At 68.5% G+C, this 17,955-nt stretch carries 14 protein-coding genes and 1 pseudogene; 7 read left to right on the forward strand and 8 right to left on the reverse strand.

Translation table 11 applies throughout. The features are described from left to right. Window positions 1-6: 6 nt before the first annotated feature. Window positions 7-1,980, forward strand: coding sequence for a diguanylate cyclase (locus ABZ345_RS31755; protein ID WP_359856795.1), 1,974 nt, complete (start codon window positions 7-9; stop codon window positions 1,978-1,980). Here ABZ345_RS31755 and ABZ345_RS31760 read toward each other — a convergent pair. From ABZ345_RS31760 to ABZ345_RS31770, 3 genes are read right to left on the reverse strand one after another with little or no spacing between them, the layout of a single operon-like run. Beyond that, window positions 1,946-3,304, reverse strand: coding sequence for an NAD(P)(+) transhydrogenase (Re/Si-specific) subunit beta (locus tag ABZ345_RS31760; RefSeq protein WP_359856798.1), 1,359 nt, complete (start codon window positions 3,302-3,304; stop codon window positions 1,946-1,948). The genes ABZ345_RS31755 and ABZ345_RS31760 overlap by 35 nt on opposite strands. Beyond that, entirely contained in the window at window positions 3,301-3,567 is a 267-nt protein-coding gene (locus ABZ345_RS31765; RefSeq protein WP_045309221.1) for an NAD(P) transhydrogenase subunit alpha, read from the reverse strand. The genes ABZ345_RS31760 and ABZ345_RS31765 overlap by 4 nt, the downstream gene beginning before the upstream one ends. Then, window positions 3,564-4,661 carry a Re/Si-specific NAD(P)(+) transhydrogenase subunit alpha gene (locus ABZ345_RS31770; RefSeq protein ID WP_359856801.1) on the reverse strand — a complete coding sequence of 366 codons (1,098 nt, stop codon included), beginning with the start codon at window positions 4,659-4,661 and terminating at the stop codon, window positions 3,564-3,566. Before ABZ345_RS31770 ends, ABZ345_RS31765 begins: the two co-directional genes overlap by 4 nt. Window positions 4,662-5,002: 341 nt before the next feature. Here ABZ345_RS31770 and ABZ345_RS31775 point away from each other — a divergent pair. Beyond that, a pseudogene (locus ABZ345_RS31775) lies at window positions 5,003-6,094 on the forward strand (transposase); the annotation flags it as partial. A gap of 39 nt (window positions 6,095-6,133) precedes the next feature. On the opposite strand, the gene ABZ345_RS31780 reads toward ABZ345_RS31775, so the two are convergent. The 3 genes from ABZ345_RS31780 to ABZ345_RS31790 all read right to left on the reverse strand — a co-directional run bounded on the left by ABZ345_RS31780 (window position 6,134) and on the right by ABZ345_RS31790 (window position 9,809). After that, complete coding sequence (locus ABZ345_RS31780) at window positions 6,134-7,204, reverse strand: APC family permease (RefSeq protein WP_359856804.1); 1,071 nt, start codon at window positions 7,202-7,204, stop codon at window positions 6,134-6,136. Window positions 7,205-7,226: 22 nt separating this feature from the next. After that, entirely contained in the window at window positions 7,227-8,381 is a 1,155-nt protein-coding gene (locus ABZ345_RS31785) for a nitric oxide synthase oxygenase (RefSeq protein WP_359857098.1), read from the reverse strand. A gap of 381 nt (window positions 8,382-8,762) precedes the next feature. Continuing rightward, complete coding sequence (locus tag ABZ345_RS31790; protein WP_359856807.1) at window positions 8,763-9,809, reverse strand: FAD-dependent monooxygenase; 1,047 nt, start codon at window positions 9,807-9,809, stop codon at window positions 8,763-8,765. A 72-nt stretch (window positions 9,810-9,881) separates the two neighbouring features. Between ABZ345_RS31790 and ABZ345_RS31795 the strand changes: the two genes are divergently transcribed. The 4 genes from ABZ345_RS31795 (at window position 9,882) to ABZ345_RS31810 (ending at window position 13,519) form a co-directional block, all read left to right on the forward strand. Then, window positions 9,882-10,418 carry a TetR family transcriptional regulator gene (locus ABZ345_RS31795; protein ID WP_359856810.1) on the forward strand — a complete coding sequence of 179 codons (537 nt, stop codon included), beginning with the start codon at window positions 9,882-9,884 and terminating at the stop codon, window positions 10,416-10,418. A 109-nt stretch (window positions 10,419-10,527) separates the two neighbouring features. Beyond that, a complete protein-coding gene (locus tag ABZ345_RS31800; RefSeq protein WP_359856813.1) occupies window positions 10,528-12,123 on the forward strand; it encodes an ABC-F family ATP-binding cassette domain-containing protein in 1,596 nt (531 codons plus the stop codon). Next, window positions 12,120-13,331, forward strand: a complete 1,212-nt coding sequence (locus tag ABZ345_RS31805; RefSeq protein ID WP_359856816.1) for a cytochrome P450 — start codon at window positions 12,120-12,122, stop codon at window positions 13,329-13,331. The genes ABZ345_RS31800 and ABZ345_RS31805 overlap by 4 nt, the downstream gene beginning before the upstream one ends. Then, window positions 13,328-13,519, forward strand: coding sequence for a ferredoxin (locus tag ABZ345_RS31810; protein ID WP_359856819.1), 192 nt, complete (start codon window positions 13,328-13,330; stop codon window positions 13,517-13,519). Before ABZ345_RS31805 ends, ABZ345_RS31810 begins: the two co-directional genes overlap by 4 nt. On the opposite strand, the gene ABZ345_RS31815 is transcribed toward ABZ345_RS31810, so the two are convergent. Further along, window positions 13,512-14,159 (reverse strand): TNT domain-containing protein, encoded by a 648-nt coding sequence (locus tag ABZ345_RS31815; RefSeq protein WP_359856822.1) that lies wholly within the window; start codon window positions 14,157-14,159, stop codon window positions 13,512-13,514. The genes ABZ345_RS31810 and ABZ345_RS31815 overlap by 8 nt on opposite strands. 48 nt (window positions 14,160-14,207) lie before the next feature. Here ABZ345_RS31815 and ABZ345_RS31820 point away from each other — a divergent pair, with 48 nt between their 5' ends. Continuing rightward, window positions 14,208-15,005, forward strand: coding sequence for a phospholipid scramblase-related protein (locus ABZ345_RS31820; RefSeq protein ID WP_359856823.1), 798 nt, complete (start codon window positions 14,208-14,210; stop codon window positions 15,003-15,005). A 25-nt stretch (window positions 15,006-15,030) separates the two neighbouring features. Here ABZ345_RS31820 and ABZ345_RS31825 read toward each other — a convergent pair whose 3' ends face one another. Then, a complete protein-coding gene (locus ABZ345_RS31825; RefSeq protein ID WP_359856826.1) occupies window positions 15,031-17,955 on the reverse strand; it encodes a BTAD domain-containing putative transcriptional regulator in 2,925 nt (974 codons plus the stop codon).

The following is a 17,955-nucleotide window of genomic DNA, read 5'->3' on the forward strand; positions in this document are numbered from 1 at the left end:
CACAGAATGGAACTTCCGGAGCTCGCCGCCCGCTGGATGAACGCGCTCACTCAGACCGCGTACATCCCGCTGTCCCACGCCGAAATCGAGCAGGTTCTTCTCGATTCACTGGTGGCGCTGCCCGAGTCACCTGAATCGGTAGCCGATCAATTGGTGTCACTGCACGCAACCGGACCGGACTCGTTGCGTGCCACGATCGAGGTTCTTTCGCCCACCTTCGAACTACCTCTGCTCGCCAGGTTGAGCTCCGCGTACGCGCAGGCCATGCGGATGGACGCGTTCGACCAGCAGGAGCAGATCAAGGTCGCGATCGTGCGGGCCAAACAGCGGGTCGAACGCACGCTGAAGGTCAGCCAGGCGCGGTTCCGGGAGGTCTTCGACTCCGCCGCGCTGGGCATCGTGATCACCGACCTCACCGGCAGGTGCGTCGAGGCGAACGACACGCTCGCCGAGATCGTCGGGCTGGAGTCGGGTGCCGAGCTGAACGACCGCGACCTGACCGAGTTCTACCACCCCGAGGACGTGGCAGCCCTGGGCGCCTCGTACCGGAAGGTGCGCGAGGGGCACCTCGACAGGTTCCGCGACCAGCGCAAGCTGATCCGCGCCGACGGCGAGCCGGTGTGGGTGTACCTCGCGGTGTCGTTGCTGCGCGACGCGGACGGCGAACCCACCCACCACGTCACGATGGTCGAGGACATCAGCGAGCTGCACCTGTTGCAGCGCAGCCTGGACCACCAGTTGCTGCACGACTCGCTGACCGGCCTGTCGAACCGCCAGCACTTCGTCACGCAGGTCGAACGACGCGACACGAACAACCCGATCACGTTGTACCACCTGGGTTTGGACGCGTTCTCAGTCGTCAACAACGGCGTGGGCCACGAGACCGGCGACAAGCTCCTCAAGATCGTCGCGGCGCGCCTGGGCAAGCTCGCCGGTGAGAAGAAGGCCGTGCTGGCACGGATCGGCGGTGACGAGTTCGCGATGATGACCTTCTCCGACACCGTCACGACGACCATCGAGGAGATCCAGGAGGCGCTCGCCGAACCGACCTTTGTGGACGATCACGGCATCGCGCTGTCGGCCAGCATCGGCGTGGTGGACCGGCCTCCGGCGTTCGCGACGGCCAACGAGCTGATGCGGTGCGCCAATGCCGCGTTGCGCCAGGCGAAATCGCGCGGCAAGCGGCAGTGGGCGTTGCACGACCCGCACGACGACGCCCGCCGCCGCGGCAGGTACGCGCTGGCCGCGTCGATGCCGGGTGCGTGGGAGCACGGCGAGCTGGAGATCCTCTACGCGCCGGTGCACGACCTCGAGACACGCGAGGTGCTCGGTGCCGTCGCCCGCCTGCACTGGGACGACCTGAGCCACAACGACACCATGGCGCTGGCGGACTCGACGGGCCTGTCGCTGCCGATCGGCAGGTGGCTGCTGCGCGAGGCGTGCGCTCAAGCCGCGAGATGGGTCGAGGAGTTCGGCGACCGGGCGCCCGCGCTGCACATCGCGTTGGGCGCCCTGCAGTCTCGCGACGAGGACCTGGTCGCCGACGTCAAGCGAGCGCTGGACGAGACGGGCCTGCCGCCCGACCGGCTGCGGATCGCACTCGACATCTCCTCGGTGCTCGCCGGCGACGACAACGCCGTGGTGCTGCACGACAGCGGCATCGTGACGGCGCTGGACGGCTTCCACGGCGGGCACGACGAGCTGACGGTGCTGACCGAGGTGCCGGTCCGCACGGTGATCACCCGCGCCCCCGCGCCGGGCACGGACTCCCCGCTGCGTCAAGCGATGCGCGACCTCGTCACCGCCGTGCACAGCTTCGGCGTGCGGTTCGCCGTCGACGAGGTGCACACGCTCGACGACGCCGAGCACTGGCGTTCCGTCGGCGCGGACGCCGTGATCGGGTTGCTGCCCGCCCTGTCCGCGGCCGAGGTTACCGAACTGCTGGCTACAGCTGTTTCACCGCCGCCAGCAGCTTCGTGAGCGAGTCCTTGGCGTCACCGAACAACAGCGTCGTCTTGGGGTTGTAGAGCAGCTCGTTGTCCACACCAGCGAAGCCCGGCCGCATCGACCGCTTCATGAACACCACGGACTTCGCGCGATCGACGTCGAAGATCGGCATGCCGTAGATCGGGCTGGACGGCTCGTCGCGCGCACCGGGGTTCACGACGTCGTTCGCGCCGACGACCACCGCGACGTCGACCGACGTGATGCCGGGGTTGACGTCGTCGAGCTCCTTGAGCTGCTCGTACGGCACGTCGGCCTCGGCCAGCAGCACGTTCATGTGCCCGGGCATCCGGCCCGCCACGGGGTGAATCCCGTACGCCACCGAGACTCCCCGGCGTTCGAGCTGCGCCACGAGCTCGCGCACGGCGTGCTGAGCCTGCGCGACGGCCAGCCCGTATCCGGGCACTACGACGACGTTGTTCGCGTACCCCAGCAGGATCGCGACGTCCTCGACCGTGCCGGACTTGACCGTCCGCTGCTCTTCACCCTGCGCCACCACAGTGGTGGCCTTGAACGCGCCGAACAGGATGTTCGTGAGCGATCGCCCCATCGCCTGCGCCATCAGCCGGGTCAGGATCGTGCCGGACGCGCCGACGAGCGTGCCCGCGACGATCAGCAGGGTGTTGGCCAGCACGTACCCGGACGCCGCCACCGCGAGACCGGTGAACGCGTTCAGCAGCGAGATCGCGATCGGCACGTCCGCGCCACCGACCGGCAGCACGAACAGCACGCCGAGCGCGAGTCCGACGGCGGCCAGCAGCCACAGCAGGAAGCCGTTCGGCGTCGCGATCGTCAAGGCGCACAGGGCGACCGACGACACACCGGCCGCGATCGCGAGCTGCTGCCCGGCCGGAAGCAGCACCGGCCGGGTGGTCATCAGCTCCTGCAGCTTCAGGAACGTGACCACCGAACCGGAGAAGCTGACCGAGCCGATCAGGACCGTGAGCACCGACGCGAGCAGGAACAGGAAGTCCGGATCGCGCACGGTGAAGAACTCCGCCAGCGCCACCAGAGCCGCCGCCGCACCGCCGACTCCGTTGAACAGAGCCACCATCTGCGGGATCGCGGTCATCTTCACCGACCGCGCGGCCGGGATGCCCACGCCCACACCGAGCGCGACCGCGATCAGGATCCACAGTCCGTTGTGGACGACGCCGTGCAGGTACGCGGTGACGACGGCGACGAGCATGCCGAACGCGCCGACGAAGTTGCCGTAGCGCGCGTATTTGGGCGAGCTCAAGCCTTTCAGCGCCAGGATGAAGCACAGCGCCGCGACGAGGTACATCAGCTGGACCGTCATTTCCTGAACATCTCCAGCATCCGGTCGGTCACCACGAAGCCGCCGACGACGTTGACCGTGGCCAGGAAGACCGCGAGCAACCCGAGAACCAGCTCCAGGGTGCTCTCGGCCGACCCGGTGATCAGGATCGCGCCGACCAGGATCACGCCGTGGATGGCGTTCGCACCGGACATCAGCGGCGTGTGCAGGATCGTGGACACCTTCGAGACCACCTCGAAGCCCACGAACACGGCCAGCACGAAGATCGTCAGCAGGTCGATCACGGCAACTCCTTGCGGATCTGACCGTCGTGGGTGAGGCAGCAGCCGTCGAGCACCTCGTCGTCGAGGTTCGGCTGCACCACGCCGTCCACGATCATCAGCTTGAGCAGGTTCAGGACGTTGCGCGAGTAGAGGCGGCTCGCGTGCACCGGCATCGACGACGGCAGGTTCAGCGCGCCGTGCACGAGCACCTCGCCGACCCAGGTCTCTTGCCCCGCAACGGATCCCGCGTAGTTGCCGCCGGACTCCGCGGCCAGGTCGACCACCACCGAACCGGGTGCCATGGCCTTGAGCATGTCGGTCGTGACGAGCACCGGGGCCTTGCGGCCGGGGATCGCGGCGGTGGTGATCACGACGTCGGACTGGGCGACGTGCTCGCCGATGAGCTCTCGCTGGCGTTCCAGGAACTCCTCGGACTGCACCGACGCGTAGACGCCGGACTGCGTCTCCAGGTCGAGCTCGAGGAACTTGGCACCGAGACTGCGGACTTCCTCGCCCGCGGCCTTGCGGACGTCGTAAGCCTCCACGACGGCGCCGAGACGGCGCGCGGTCGCGATCGCCTGCAGTCCCGCGACACCCGCACCCAGCACCAGCACCTTGGCTGGAGGCACGGTGCCGGCGGCCGTGGTGAACATGGGCAGGAAGCGCGGTAGTCGTTCGGCGGCGACCAGGACGGCCCGGTAGCCGGCGACCAGTGCCTGCGAGGACAGGGCGTCCGCGGTCTGGGCACGCGTCACCCGTGGCAGCAGGTCGAAGCTGAACGACGTGACGCGGCGGTCGCGGTAGACCTCGAGCAGCTCACGCTCATTGGCGGGCTGCAGGAAGCTGATGGTGACGGCGCCGGGTTTGAGCAACGCGGCCTGGCCGGTGGTCAGCGGCTGCACAGACACGACGACGTCGCACTCGGCCATCGGGTCGTCTGGCGTCACGGTCGCCCCGGCGGCGCGGTACGCGGCGTCGGGAGCGTGGGCATGACGCCCGGCGCCTTCCTGTACGTGCACGGTCAGTCCAGCGTCGACCAACGACGACACCGTTTCCGGTACGCAGGCGACTCGGCGCTCGGCGGGCCGCGACTCTGCGGGTGTTCCCACTTTCACCGTACGCACGTTACGCGATCAAAGGTGACCTGGGCCATATTACCTTTTGCTCCGAAGGGATGCCCCGGATCTTCAGGCCGGGGAGGAATACGGGCTCCGCAGGTGCGGTCCGGCGGGAGCCGGGGTGATCCGGGCCCGCAGCACGCCGGCAGCCGTCCTGGCTGGTGGTGCGATGTCCACGACCACCAGACCGAGCCGAACATTTGTTCGATAAGATCGCCTGCGTGGCAGATTCGATGAGTGTGGCCCGGTATACCTATCGGCTGCGCTTGTCGTCGTCGGCCCGTCGGATGTTGCTGGCGGAGTGGGATCGGTGCCGGTGGGTGTGAAATCAGTGCGTCGCGAAGTCACGTGAGACGCATCGGCACAACCGCGAGAATCCTGGCGATCCGCGTACGTGCGGCCCGGCGCAGTTGGACAGGATCCTGACGGGTTGGCGTGCCGGGCAGGTGTGGTTGCGGGCCGGATCGTCGGTTGCGCAGCAGCAGGTAATCCGGGATTTCGGTGCGTCGCGTGCCAAGGCGCTCGAGGATGTGCGGGAGCGGGTGCCGCAGTGGCGGCGTGCCGGGATGCCACGGTTCAAGAAGCGGTCACTGGCCGAGCCGACACTCAACTACACGCAGCGCGGGTTCCGGCTGTGTGACGGCGCGCTGCGCCTGGCGGGCGGGATTGTGGTGCGGCCGGTGTGGTCGCGGGAGTTGCCAGCCGTGCCGTCGTCTGTTCGTGTGTACCGCGACAACCTCGGCCACTGGTACTGCTCCTTCGTCGTCCGGACGCACGTCCAGACTTTGCCAGGAACCGGCCGGGTGATCGGTGTCGACTGGGGCGTGAAGCAACTCGCCACCACCACCAGCGACGCGCATGACTTGCCGCACCCTCAGCACGGCAGGAATGCCGCGAAGGGCCTGGCGCGGTATCAGCGGATGATGGCTCGTCGCCGTCCGGTCAAGGGCCGGCCTGGTTCGAAGGGCTACCAGCACGCCAAGCGGCAGGCGGCGAAGATCCAGAAGAAGGTCGCCCGGCGGCGGCAGGACACCGGCCGCAAATGGGCCAAGCGGGTTGTTCGCGACCATGATGTGCTCGCTGTGGAGGACTTCCGGCCGAAGTTCCTGGCCAAATCCACGATGGCCCGCAAAGCCGCGGACGCCGCGATCGGTGCCACCAAAAGCGAGCTGATCGCGATGGCCCGCAAGCACGGCCGCGACCTGCGGCTGGTGAATCCGAAACACACCACGATGGACTGCGCGGCATGCGGTGCGAGAACCAAGCACACGTTGCCGCTGTCCGAACGCACCTACACCTGCACCTCATGCGGAGCCGCGTCCCCCAGGGACAAGAACTCTGCGGCGGTGATACTGGTCCGGGCAGGTTTGAACCCGGTCGGCGCTGATGGCACAAGACCTGCTCGTCCGCCGGACGAGCAGGCAGCCTGAGCCGAGAATTCCACACGGCCCGTACAGGGCCGGGAGCATTCAAAGTTGCCAGAGAACCGCACCAGCGAGGATCAGGCACCCTGCCAGCCCAATCGCTGGCACGACGCGCTTACCGAGCGTCCACGCGCTGGCGTTGGCGATCGCGTAGTAGAGCAGTACGCAGAACGAGCTGAACACGATCGCCTTCGTGACGTCGACAGCGAGTACCAGCGCGATCGCCGCCAGTCCCGCCACGATCTCCGCGGCACGCAGATCGGTCAGCAACCCCGGCAGCCGGCGGTCGCGAGCCATGGCCAGCGCGGTCCGGCTCACCCCCAGCTGCAGCGAGAGCAACGAGCCGAGCGCGGCCAGGCAGGCGGCGACCCTGATCACCGGGGCCAGCGCCGGGGACACGTCGGCCAGCGTCTTCGTGGCCAGATCGCCGCCCAGTGCGTTCAACGCGGTGACGGCCACGACCGCGTAGACGATCAACGTGATGGCCAGAGCGATGATCACGGCCCTGGGGATCGTCCTGCGCGGTTCCTTGACCTCTTCGCCGAGGGTGGCGATGCGCGCGTAGCCGGCGAACGCGAAGAAGAGAAGTGCGGCGGCGGGAAGGATGCCCGCTGCCTTGAAGTCGGCGGGCACGGCCGCCTCCCGGGCGGTGACCGTGGTGGCCGCGAGCGCGAGAATGACGGCGATCACGATGATCCTGGTGGCCATCGCGGACTTCTGGACGCCGGTCAGGTTGAGGACGGTCAACGCCACGATCGCCGCGACCGCCACGAGTTTGGGCGCGCCTGCGTAAGTGCCGACCGTCAACGCCATGGCCGCGCACGACGCCGTCTTGCCCAGCACGAACGCCCAGCCGGCCAGGTCACCCCAGATCCGGCCGAGGCGTTCGCGCCCGTAGACGTAGGTGCCGCCCGACTGCGGGTACTCGGCCGCGAGCCACGCGCTGGACAACGCGTTGCAGCATGCGATCACGCCCGCGATGACGAGGCTGACGAGCAGTGCGGACCCGGCCGCCGCCGCGGCCGGGGCGAACACCGCGAACACGCCCGCGCCGATCATCGAGCCGAGCCCGACGAAGACGGCGTCGGTCAGGGACAGACTCCGGGTCAGTTGCACCCGGACAGTGTGCCGCCGCGAATCATTGCGACATAGGACAACCCTGCGATGAACTGCCTGCGGGGAAGAAGTTCGGCAGCAGTTCACCCGAGTCGTAGTAGCGGTGGTAGACCGGTGTGAGCCCGCCCGACACGGGTGGCACGATCCACGACCAGTCAGCGGGGCACGAACGGCCCGCCGCCTCCTCCTTCTCCAGGTGCGTCAGGAACCGCTTGGACTCGGTGTGGTGATCGGTGATCGTGACCCCGGCCTCGCCGAACGAGTGCAGGACGGCGCGATTGAGCTCGATCAACGCTCGGTCGCGCCACAACGTCGCCTCCGACGACATGTCCAGGCCCATTCGTTTGGCGATGTACGGCAGCAGGTCGTACCGGTCGTGGTCGGCGAGGTTGCGGGCGCCGATCTCCGTGCCCATGTACCAGCCGTTGAACGGCGCCGACGGATAGTCGATGCCGCCTATGCGCAGCCGCATGTTGCTGATCGCGGGAACGGCGTGCCACTTCACGCCCAGCGTCGCGAGCCACGGGAGATCCGGGTGCGACAGCGGGACCTCCAGCACGGCGTCGGCGGGGATCTCGACCAGCGCCGGGTCGTGGCCCTTGCAGGACACCATCAGCGGCAGCACGTCGAACGGACCGCGCGCCGCCGGTGGCTGCCAGCCGCGCTTCAACGCGAGCTCCGTCAGGGCCAGGTTCCGGGCGTCACCGAGCACACCGCCGTCGGTGCCGCGGTAGGCGGCGTAGCGGACGATCTGCTCGTTCAGGATCGACGGGGCCGGCATGCCGGGCTCGGCGGGGGCGAAGATCGTGATGACGGGACGGATCTTGCCGTTGTTCGTCGCCACGCGGAGGTGTTCGACGCACTCCGCGGCCACGTCGGCGGGCGTGGAGGTCTCGCGCTGGTCGCGCACCTTCAGGCTGCGCCAGTACAGGCGGCCGATGCAGCGGGAGCTGTTGCGCCAGGCCACCCGGGCGCCGAAGGTCAGCTCGGCGGTCGTGTGGCGGTAGGTGCCGGTCGCGGCGATCTCCGCGTGCACCTCGGCCAGTCTCGCCTCGACCGGACCGATCTCCGGGTTCTCGGCGTGGTGCTGGCGGACGAAGTCCTCTGCCTCGGCGATGTCGATTTCGCCGGTGTTCTCGACCTGCGCCGGGGGAAGCGCCGTGAGGGAACGGGGCATCACAACAGTCGGGACGGGGGTCATGGCGAGGCACCGTAGTTGCGCTTTCGTGTACCGGAAACCGCCTCTCGCGTTACGCCATCTGGATCACTGGACCGCGTCCGACACGCTCAGCAAGTGCTTGATACCGCAACCGGGTGACAAACGGCGCGACAAAGGGTGGTTTTCGACTGTTATCTGGCCGAGATCAAACATTGACCAGTGATCCAGTTCACCGCTGGATTCGACCCGTTCGAGTGAACTTCAGATTGGGCACGCCGCCGAAGTTCGGCGATTGCCGTACGCGCCAGGCGATTCCTCGATGTCACCCTCGCGACCGTCCGGAACCGAACGCACCGGCATCTCGCTCGCGTGCTCCACACCGTCCACTGTGTACGAACGTCATCGTGGCATCGCGGGCACCTGCCACGAGGTGAAACGGCCCATCCCGCGCAGGGCCACCGAGCCGGGCAGCGCGCGGAATGCGAAGTTCCGCACCGCCAGCCCGAGCGGCGACCGCAGTTCGATCCCGAACTTCCCCGCCCGCTTCGAGCCCTTCCACACTGCCTGCGTGCGTGGCCTGCGCACCGCGTCGTACCGGGCGAGATCACCGTCGACGGAAGCCAGCGTCACCGCGTCCTCCAGCGCCATGCACGCCCCCTGCCCGAGGTACGGCACCATCGCGTGCGCCGCGTCGCCGAGCAACGCCACCCTGCCCTTCACGAACGTGGGCAGCAGCGGCAGTTCGTAGATGTCGTGCCGCAGCACGTCGGCCGTCGACCTCACCAGTTCCGGCAGCGGATCGTGCCAGTCCGCGAACAGCTCGACGGGGTCGAGCGAGGCCTGCGCGGGCGCCGCCGTAGCGACGTACCAGCAGACCCTGCCGTCCCCCAGCGGCAGGATGCCCGCCTCGCCACCGGGACCGAACGTCTGCGTGATCGGGAGATCGAACGGACCCGGCGCCACCCCTCGCCACGCCGTGGCCCCCGCGTACGCCGGTCCCGGCGCGTCGGGCAGCAGCTCCGCGCGAAGGCGGCTGTTGATGCCGTCCGCCGCCACCACGAGGTCTGCGTCCAGCTCCTCAACGCTGGTCACCTCGACGTTGTTGAAGAGGATCTCGGACGGCAACGCGCGCAGCAGAACGCCGTGCAGATCGGCCCGGTGAATCGCGATGACCCGTTCCTGACCGGCCTCGGGCAGGTGGATCAACCAGCGCCCGTCGGACGCCCGCACGCCACCCGACACCCGTGGGGTGCCGAGCTTCCTGACCTCGTCGGCGACGCCCATCCACTCCAGCGCCCGCAGCGCGTTCGGCATCACGCCGATACCCGCCCCGATCTCGCCGAACTCCGCGGCGCGCTCCAGAACCTGGACCTCCCAGCCGACGCGCCGCAACGACACCGCCGTCGCCAGCCCGCCGATGCCGCCACCCACCACGATCGCCTTCATCCCCGCCTCCTCTACAGATGTAGAAGACACTACACCTGTAGACTACAGCTGTAGAGGGAGACGGGGAGCACAGTGCGCAAGGACCTGATCACCGACACCGCGATCCGGATCGTGGCCGAGCACGGCATGCGCGGGCTCACCCATCGCGCGGTCGACCGCGAGGCGGGCCTGCCGGAGGGGTCCACCAGCGCGTACTTCCGCACGCGCAAGGCGTTGGTCGAGGGGTTCGTGGAACGGCTCGCGACCCTGGAGCGGCTGGACGTGGCTCCCGACCCCGACGACGTCGCGGGCAGCATCGCGAGGACGCTCGACAGCTGGCTCGTCGAACGGAACCGGACGCTCGCCAGGTACGCGGCGATGCTGGAGGCGACGCACCACCCCGAGCTCAGGTCGATCCTCGTCCACACGCCGCGTGAGCAGGCCACGGCACTCGCGAAAGCCCTTGGCCACGAGGATCCGGAACGGGCCGGCGCCCACTTCACGGCGTTCCTGGAAGGCCTGATCTTCTACCGGCTCGTCGGCGGCGGCAGCACGTTCGGGCCGGCACCGGGCACCGAGGAAAGCGTGCAGGACCTTCGCGACGCCGTCGAAAAAGCGTTGCGACCGTAAGTACCGTGGATTTCATGGGATTCGGGTACGGGGTCTTCTACCTCTGATTCAGGACGTGAGCCACCAACGCATCACGTCCTGATTTCGCGTACCCAAAAGAGGATCCCGCATGCGCACGCATGTTCATTTGGCGACCCAAGACCTCACCAAGGGCTTTGAGGCCGGGCCCGTAGTCGACGGCATCTCCCTGAAAGTCTCCGCGGGCCAGCGCCTCGGCATCATCGGCGAGAACGGCCGCGGCAAGACCACACTCCTCCGTTTGCTCGCCGACGACCTGGTACCGGATCAGGGAACTGTCACCCGGAACGGTTCGTTGAGCCTTGTGCAACAGGAAATGCCGTTCCACGACAACGAAACGGTGGGGGACCTGCTGTCCGGAGCGCTGCGCGATAGCCGTCAGGCGCTGTCCGAACTGGACAGTGCGGCGGAGCCGTTCGACGAACAGCGCTACGCAAAGGCACTGGCCCACGCCGAGGCCATCGAGGCCTGGGACGCCGAACGCCGCGCGGAGATCGCGCTCGAAGCGCTCGACGCCGCGCACCCGAAGTCCAAGCGGCTCAAGGAACTCAGCGTCGGTCAGCGCTACCGCGTCCGGCTCGCGTGCCTGCTCGCCGAACGCGCGGACGTGCTGCTTCTCGACGAACCGACCAACCACCTGGACCTGCACGCCCTCACCTTCCTGACCGAACGCCTGCAGCAACACCACGGCGTCGTGGTGCTCGTGAGCCACGACCGCACGTTGCTGGACGACGTCTGCACACAGCTGCTCGACCTCGACCCGACCCCGGACGGCGAGGTGCACCTGCACGGCGGCGGCTACCGGGCGTTCAAGGAGGCCAAGCGCGCCGAACGTCAGCGGTGGGAACAGCGGTTCGCCCAAGAGGAAGCCGAACACGACGAGCTGGCCGAGAAGGTCGAACGAGCGCAGAGCCGGTTGAAGGACGCGTGGCGACCGCCGAAGGGCACGTTCAAGCACCAGCGCACCACGCGTGCGGCGAACAAGATGCGCAACGTCGCGCGGAGGCTGGAGGAGCTGGACGACCAGCGCGTCGGCGCTCCCCCGCCGCCGTTGCTCTTCACCCCGCCGGAGCTCACGGCCGACGGCGACCTGCTGCACGCGACCCCGCTCGAAGTACCCGAAAGACTGAACCTCACCGAGCCGATCTCGCTCGCGGCGGGCGAGAAACTGCTGATCACCGGCCCGAACGGCGCCGGGAAGTCGACGTTGCTGGGCGTCCTCGCGGGCCGCATCGCGCCTGCTCGCGGCACGGTGCACCACACCGGCGAGGTGGCGCTGCTCGCCCAGGAGTCGTCGTTCGCGAACGAGGACGCCACCGCGGCACAGCTCTGTTCGCGGGTGGAGGAACTCGGTCTGCTGAGAGGAAAAGACCTCGCGCGCCCGGTCTCCCGCCTGTCCACTGGACAGAGAAGGCGGCTGGAGCTGGCGATTCTGCTGAGCAACGGCCCGCACGTGCTGCTGCTCGACGAACCGACCAACCACCTGTCGATCGCACTGGTCGACGAGCTGACCGAGGCGCTGCGCCGGACGAGGGCCGCCGTGGCCGTCGCGACCCACGACCGGCGGATGCGGACAGATCTCGCTTCGTGGCGGACCGTGTCCCTGGAGTCACCTTCACAGATTGGTGAATGTTCTGTAGCTTCGAAAACAGGTCCTCTACCGAGCACTGGGAGGTGTGCGAGATGACCGAACTGATCTCCGAAGAACTGCCCACCCTGCGGCCGAACCCGTTCGACCCGCCGACCGAGGTCAGCGCGATCCGCGACAAGGCACGGATCAGCAGGCTCGAGTTCGCCGACGGCCATCTCGGCTGGCTCGTCACCGGTCACCACCAGGTGCGGGAGATCCTGGGGAGCCCGAAGTTCACCAACGACCCGGGGGCTCATCACCTGCCGGACAAGCGCCGCCAGGTGGACGAGAGCGGCACGAAGCGCAAGGTCGAACCCGGCATGTTCCTCAGCCAGGACCCGCCGGACCACACCCGGCTGCGCAAGATGCTGCAAGGCCAGTTCACGGTCAGGCGGATGAACCAGCTGTCGGAGTGGATCGGCACGATCGTCGACGACCAGCTCAAGCACATGCGGACGTTCGACGGGCACGCGGACCTCGTCAAGGAGTTCGCGCTGCCGGTGCCGTCGCTGGTGATCTGCGCGCTGCTCGGCGTCGACTACGACGAGAAGCACAGGTTCCAGGAGGACACGGCGAAGATGCTGAGCCTGGACACGCCGGTCAAGGCGGCCATGGCCGCCTTCGAGCGCATCCAGGCGTTCATGCGCGAGCTGATCGCCCGCAAGAAGGCCAGCCCCGGCGGCGACGACATGATCAGCGACCTGCTGGCCACGGGGGAGCCGACGGACGAGGAAGCGTCGAACATGGCGATGCTCCTGCTGCTCGCCGGGCACGAGACCACGGCGAACATGCTCGGCATCGGCACGTTCACGCTGCTGCAGCACCCGGATCAGCTGAAGATCCTGCGCGACGAGCCCGAGGTCGTCGACAACGCCGTCGAGGAGCTCATGCGGTACCTGTCGATCATCCACTTCGGACCGCTGCGCACCGCGACCGAGGACGTGGAGATCGACGGGCACCTGATCAAGGCCGGCGACACGGTGATGATGCACATCCCGGTGGCCAACCGGGACCCGGAGAAGTTCCCCGGCAACCCCGACGAGCTCGACCTGCGCCGCCCGGCACACGGCCACGTCGCGTTCGGGCACGGCATCCACCAGTGCCTGGGTCAGCAGCTCGCCCGCATCGAGATGCGGATCGCGTTCGCCAAGCTGTTCCAGGAGTTCCCCGACCTCCGGCTCGACGTGGACCCGGAGGAGGTGCCGTTGCGCACGAACATGGGGATCTACGGAGTCCACTCGTTGCCAGTAGCGTGGTCCGCATGAAGATTTCCGTCGACCAGTCGAAGTGTTGCGGTTCCGGGATGTGCGTCCTGACGGACCCGGACCTCTTCGACCAGAGCGAAGAAGACGGCACGGTCGTGCTCCTGGTGGAGCACCCGGACGCCGCGCACGAGGCCACCGCGAAGGAAGCGGCGAGCCTGTGCCCGGCGAGCGCGATCACCGTCAGTTGATCCGCACGAGGTAGCCGTTGGAGAGCAGCCAGGCGACATTCAGTGCCCCGTCGCCTGGCACCAACGTCCTGTCCAGCTTCTGCTGCAGCCCGCCGCCGGGCTGCTCGAACCACGGCGCGATCGGCCCCTCCCACACCGCGAACGCCTTTTTCACCTGGTAGGCGTGGTAGTTGCACCGGTAGGCCGGGTCGAACGTGTAGAGGCTCTGCGGTGGAATCGCGCGCGTCGAGTAGTGCGCGCCAAGGTATGCCAGGAACCCGCCGTACTCGCTGCCGAACCGGTCGAGCCTCGTTCCGTCACGCAGGGTCGTCTTGTACTTGATCGGCTCACCGTCCTGCCGGAGCCGGAAACCGTCCTGCGGCGGGTAGTTCCAGCTCGTGCCGTTCCAGTACCTGGTGAGGAACGCGTCCTTGCTCAGGTGCCCGAACCGCTTGTACCCGGCCACGAGCGGACCGACCGGTTGCTGCCACGGTCTCGGCAGCGTCTCGGGCCCGAGCCGGCTGTCTCCTTGATAAGCACCCGCGCACGCCTCGACACTCACCAACGGGTTTACTTGTGCGGTGCTGAATCCGGCATTGAGGCCGAACAGGACGAGTGTCGCGGCCGCTAACGCCGCCCAGAATCGTTTGCCTGCGAACATACTCGCATCTTGGCGCGGCGCACGGGTTTGCGCATTACCCTCATCCGCGTGAACCTCGCCCCGGGCTGGTACCCCGACAACGCCGACCCCCGCTTCGTGCGGTGGTGGGACGGCACCCAGTGGACGCCCCACACGCAACCGCGCCAGCAGCAGACCGACGCCCATCACATGGAAATGCAGATGGGCGGCACCGGTCAGGACCGCGTCGCGCAGCAGGTGCAGCGCGCGGGCGCGCAGGGAGCCGGCCAGGGCGGCGGCACGCTGTTCACCGAGCCCGTTCTGGTCGTGAACCAGAAGGCGACGCTCATCGAGTTGTCGAACTCCTACGTCATCTACGATCAGCACGCCCGCCACATCGGCACCGTGGAACAGGTCGGCCAGTCCGGCGCCGCCAAAGCGTTGCGCGCCTTCACGAAGCTCGACTCGATGCTGGACGTCCGGCTGGAGATCCGGGACGTGCAGGGACACCCGTTGCTGCGGATCACGCGTCCGGCGACGATGTGGAAGTCCAAGGTGCTCGTGGAGCGCGGCGACGGCATGCCGATCGGCGAGATCGTGCAGGAGAACGTGTTCGGCAAGGTCCGGTTCGCCTACGTGTGCAACGGGATGAAGGTCGGCGGGATCTACGCGGAGAACTGGCGGGCGTGGAACTTCTCGCTGCGCGACCACACGGACACCGAGGTCGCCCGGATCACCAAGACGTGGCAGGGCATGGCGAAGGCGATGTTCTCCACGGCCGACAACTACGTGGTGCAGTTCCACCGGCAGGTGCCGGACCCGTTGCTGAGCATGATCGTGGCGTCCGGCGTCACCGTGGACACGGTGCTCAGCCAGAACCAGAACTAGGCCGGCACCAGGGCTTGAGCCAGTACTAAGACGTGGCCAGGCGGAGTTCGTCGACCTCCGCCTGGAACCCGGCCGCCGTCAGCGTTTCCTCGGCCTGCCGCCAGTGCTCGCGAGCCTCCTCCACGCGCCCCGCGCGTTCCAAGGCGTCGCCCAGCACCCGCAACGACCGCCCGAACTCCGGCGGCGAGTCCATCTCCCGGGCGGAGTCCATCGCCAGCGAGGCGAGCCGCAGTGCCTCCTGCGGCGTGGGGGCGAGCGCGGATCTCAGGCGCCACACCCAGATCCGGCCGTGCATGTCGTCATGCTCCTCGAAGAACTCCCAGGCCAGCCGCAACTGTTCCTCGGCGAGGCTCACCTGCCCGGACCGGATCAGCGTGTCGGCGAGGAACACCCGCATGTTCGCGGCGAAGTCCGGGTCGCCGAGCTTCTGTGCGGCAGCCAGCGACGACCGCAGGAAGTCCGCGGACATCTGCAGCTCGCCGGTGAACTGGTGCAGCCGCCCCAGTTCCAGCGTCGCCATCAGCTCGCTCTGCTCGTCTCCCAGCCGGCCAGCGAGCAGCCGCGCCCGTTCCAGGTACTCCTGCGCCGCGGCCAGCCCACCGGCGCGTCGTTCGATGGCGCCCAGCGAACACAGCACCTCGACCTCGCCGTGCTGGTTGCCGGACGCCACGAACCGGGCCATGGCCTCACGGTGCGCCTCGCGGGCTTCCAGCGACCGCCCGCTCCACTCGTGCATCCACCCCAGGCCGTACCAGCCGTAGGCCTCTCCCCACACGTCACCGGCAGCGGCGAACCCCTCCTGCGCGGCGGCGAAGTTCGCGAACGCCTCGGTGTACTTGTGCAGCCGCGCGCACAGGATCCCGCGCTGCTGCAACAGGATCGGCTTGCGCTCCGGTGGCGCGCAGGACAGTCCGAGCTCGTTGATCTGCTCCCAGTCGTCGAAACGGGCACGCAGGTCGCAGAACGCCGTCGACCGGATGACCAGCTCGGCAGCCAGCGAACCCAGCCCCAGAGCCGCCGCCTGCGTGATCACGGCGTGCAGGTTCTGCCACTCGGCGTCGAACCAGCCGGCCGCGTCACCGAGGTCGAACCGGTCCAGCGCCAGCGGTTCCAGCCGGATCGCCTGGTGAGGCAGCTCGACGTCGGCCCGTGAGGCCAGGTCCAGCCACTGCTCGAACAACGCCTTCAGGGCGACGGAGGGATCCTCGTCAGCGGCTTCGCGGCCGAACGCCCGCAGCAGGTCGTGCAGCCGATATCGCACCTGTCCCAGCGCGTCCCGCCCGGCGTAGTCGACCAGCCGCGCGTCAACCAGCGCCTCGACGTGGTCCTCGGCGTCGTCGATGTCCAGGCCCAGCAACGGGGACGCCATCCAGGCGGGGAAGTCGGGCGTGTCGACCAGGGACAGCAACCGGAACGCCGTCCGATGCGACTCGTCCAGACCGTCGTAGGACAGGGCCAGCGAAGCGCGAACGTCGAGATCGCCCAGCGACAGCTCGTCGAACCGCCGGCGCTCGTCGGACAACCGCCCGGCCAGCTTCGCCAGCTGCCAGTGCGGGCGCGCCACCAGCCGGGCCGCCGCCACCCGCAGCGCCAGCGGCAGCTGTCCGCAGTAGGTCACGATCTCCTGGGCCGCGGCGGGTTCCGCGGCACACCGAGCCTCACCCACGGCGGCCTTCAGCAACGCCAGCGCGTCGGTGGAGGGCAACACGTCCAGCGGCACGACGTGAGCGGCCTCGAGCCCCGCCAGCGCCGCTCGCGACGTCACCAGAGCCGCACCGGAGGTGGTCCCCGGCAACAACGGCCGGACCTGAGCCTCGTTGATCGCGTTGTCCAGCACGACGAGGATCCGCCGGTCCGACAACAGGTCGCGGTACAGGTCGACCCGGTCGTCCACAGAGGACGGAATCGCCCCGCCGGAAACGCCGAGCCCGCGCAGCAACCGGTCCAGGGCAGCGGCCGGTTCGACGGGCTTCTGCTCACCACCGCGCAGGTTCAGGTAGAGCTGCCCGTCCGGAAACGCGTCCCGCACGACGTGCGCGCAGTGCACGGCCAGAGAAGTCTTGCCCACACCGCCGGGCCCGGTGATCGTCCACGTCCCGCCGGCGCGCAACCCTGCCGTGAGCCGCCCGACCTCGTCGGCCCGTCCGGAGAAGTCCCCGACCGCGGGTGGCAGCCAGGAGGGCCCGGCCTGCACCGCGACCGGCGCCGACGACCCGGCCAGCACCTCCATGTGCAGCGCGCGGAGCTCGGCGTTGGGGTCGATGCCGAGCTCGTCCGCGAGCACGTCGCTGGCGCGGCGGAACACGTCCAGGGCCTGCGCCTGCTGCCCCGTCCGGTGCAGAGCCAGCATCAGCTGGTACCAGAAGCGTTCGCGCAGAGGGTGCTCCGCCACGAGCGAGCGCAGCTCGTCGACGACCTGGTCGTGGCGCCCGAGCTGCAGCTCGGCGTCGTTGCGCCGCTCCAGCACCTCCCAGCGCTGCTCGTTGAGGCGCTGCACGTCGGTCTGTTCCATCCGCAGCGACGACACCTGGTCGAGCGCGGGGCCTCGCCACAACGCCGCGGCCTCGCCCAGCAGGCGGGCCTCGGTCTCCAGGTCGGGTGCGCGGCGGGCCTCGGCGCGCAGACGCTGGAACGTCAGCAGGTCGAGCTGGTCGTCGTCGACGTGGATCGAGTAGCCGGTGGGCCAGGTGCGGACGAGCTTGCGGTCCGCGAGGTCGTCGAGGGACTGGCGCAACCGCATGACGTACGTCTGCAGGGTCGCGCGCGCGGAACCGGACGGCTCCTCGCCCCAGAGGTGCTCCATCAGCTCGTACGACGAGACCGGCGCGTTGGCTTTCATCAGCAACGCGGCGAGCAGGACACGCTGTTTGGCCGAGCGCAGCTCCACGACCCGGCCCGAGTCGATGACCTGCAACGATCCGAGAACCTTGAACCCCCACCGCCGTTGCAT

The organism is Lentzea sp. NPDC005914 (genome assembly GCF_040629405.1).
Taxonomy (GTDB): Bacteria; Actinomycetota; Actinomycetes; order Mycobacteriales; family Pseudonocardiaceae; genus Lentzea.

Bases quoted from the DNA above. Each gene is read 5' to 3' on its own strand.
- ABZ345_RS31755 (WP_359856795.1), top strand. From the start codon at position 7: ATGGAACTTCCGGAGCTCGCCGCCCGCTGGATGAACGCGCTCACTCAG.
- ABZ345_RS31760 (WP_359856798.1), bottom strand. From the start codon at position 3,304: ATGACGGTCCAGCTGATGTACCTCGTCGCGGCGCTGTGCTTCATCCTG.
- ABZ345_RS31785 (WP_359857098.1), bottom strand. From the start codon at position 8,381: ATGCCCCGTTCCCTCACGGCGCTTCCCCCGGCGCAGGTCGAGAACACC.
- ABZ345_RS31790 (WP_359856807.1), bottom strand. From the start codon at position 9,809: ATGAAGGCGATCGTGGTGGGTGGCGGCATCGGCGGGCTGGCGACGGCG.
- ABZ345_RS31800 (WP_359856813.1), top strand. From the start codon at position 10,528: ATGCGCACGCATGTTCATTTGGCGACCCAAGACCTCACCAAGGGCTTT.
- ABZ345_RS31805 (WP_359856816.1), top strand. From the start codon at position 12,120: ATGACCGAACTGATCTCCGAAGAACTGCCCACCCTGCGGCCGAACCCG.
- ABZ345_RS31810 (WP_359856819.1), top strand. From the start codon at position 13,328: ATGAAGATTTCCGTCGACCAGTCGAAGTGTTGCGGTTCCGGGATGTGC.
- ABZ345_RS31815 (WP_359856822.1), bottom strand. From the start codon at position 14,159: ATGTTCGCAGGCAAACGATTCTGGGCGGCGTTAGCGGCCGCGACACTC.
- ABZ345_RS31825 (WP_359856826.1), bottom strand. From the start codon at position 17,955: ATGCAACGGCGGTGGGGGTTCAAGGTTCTCGGATCGTTGCAGGTCATC.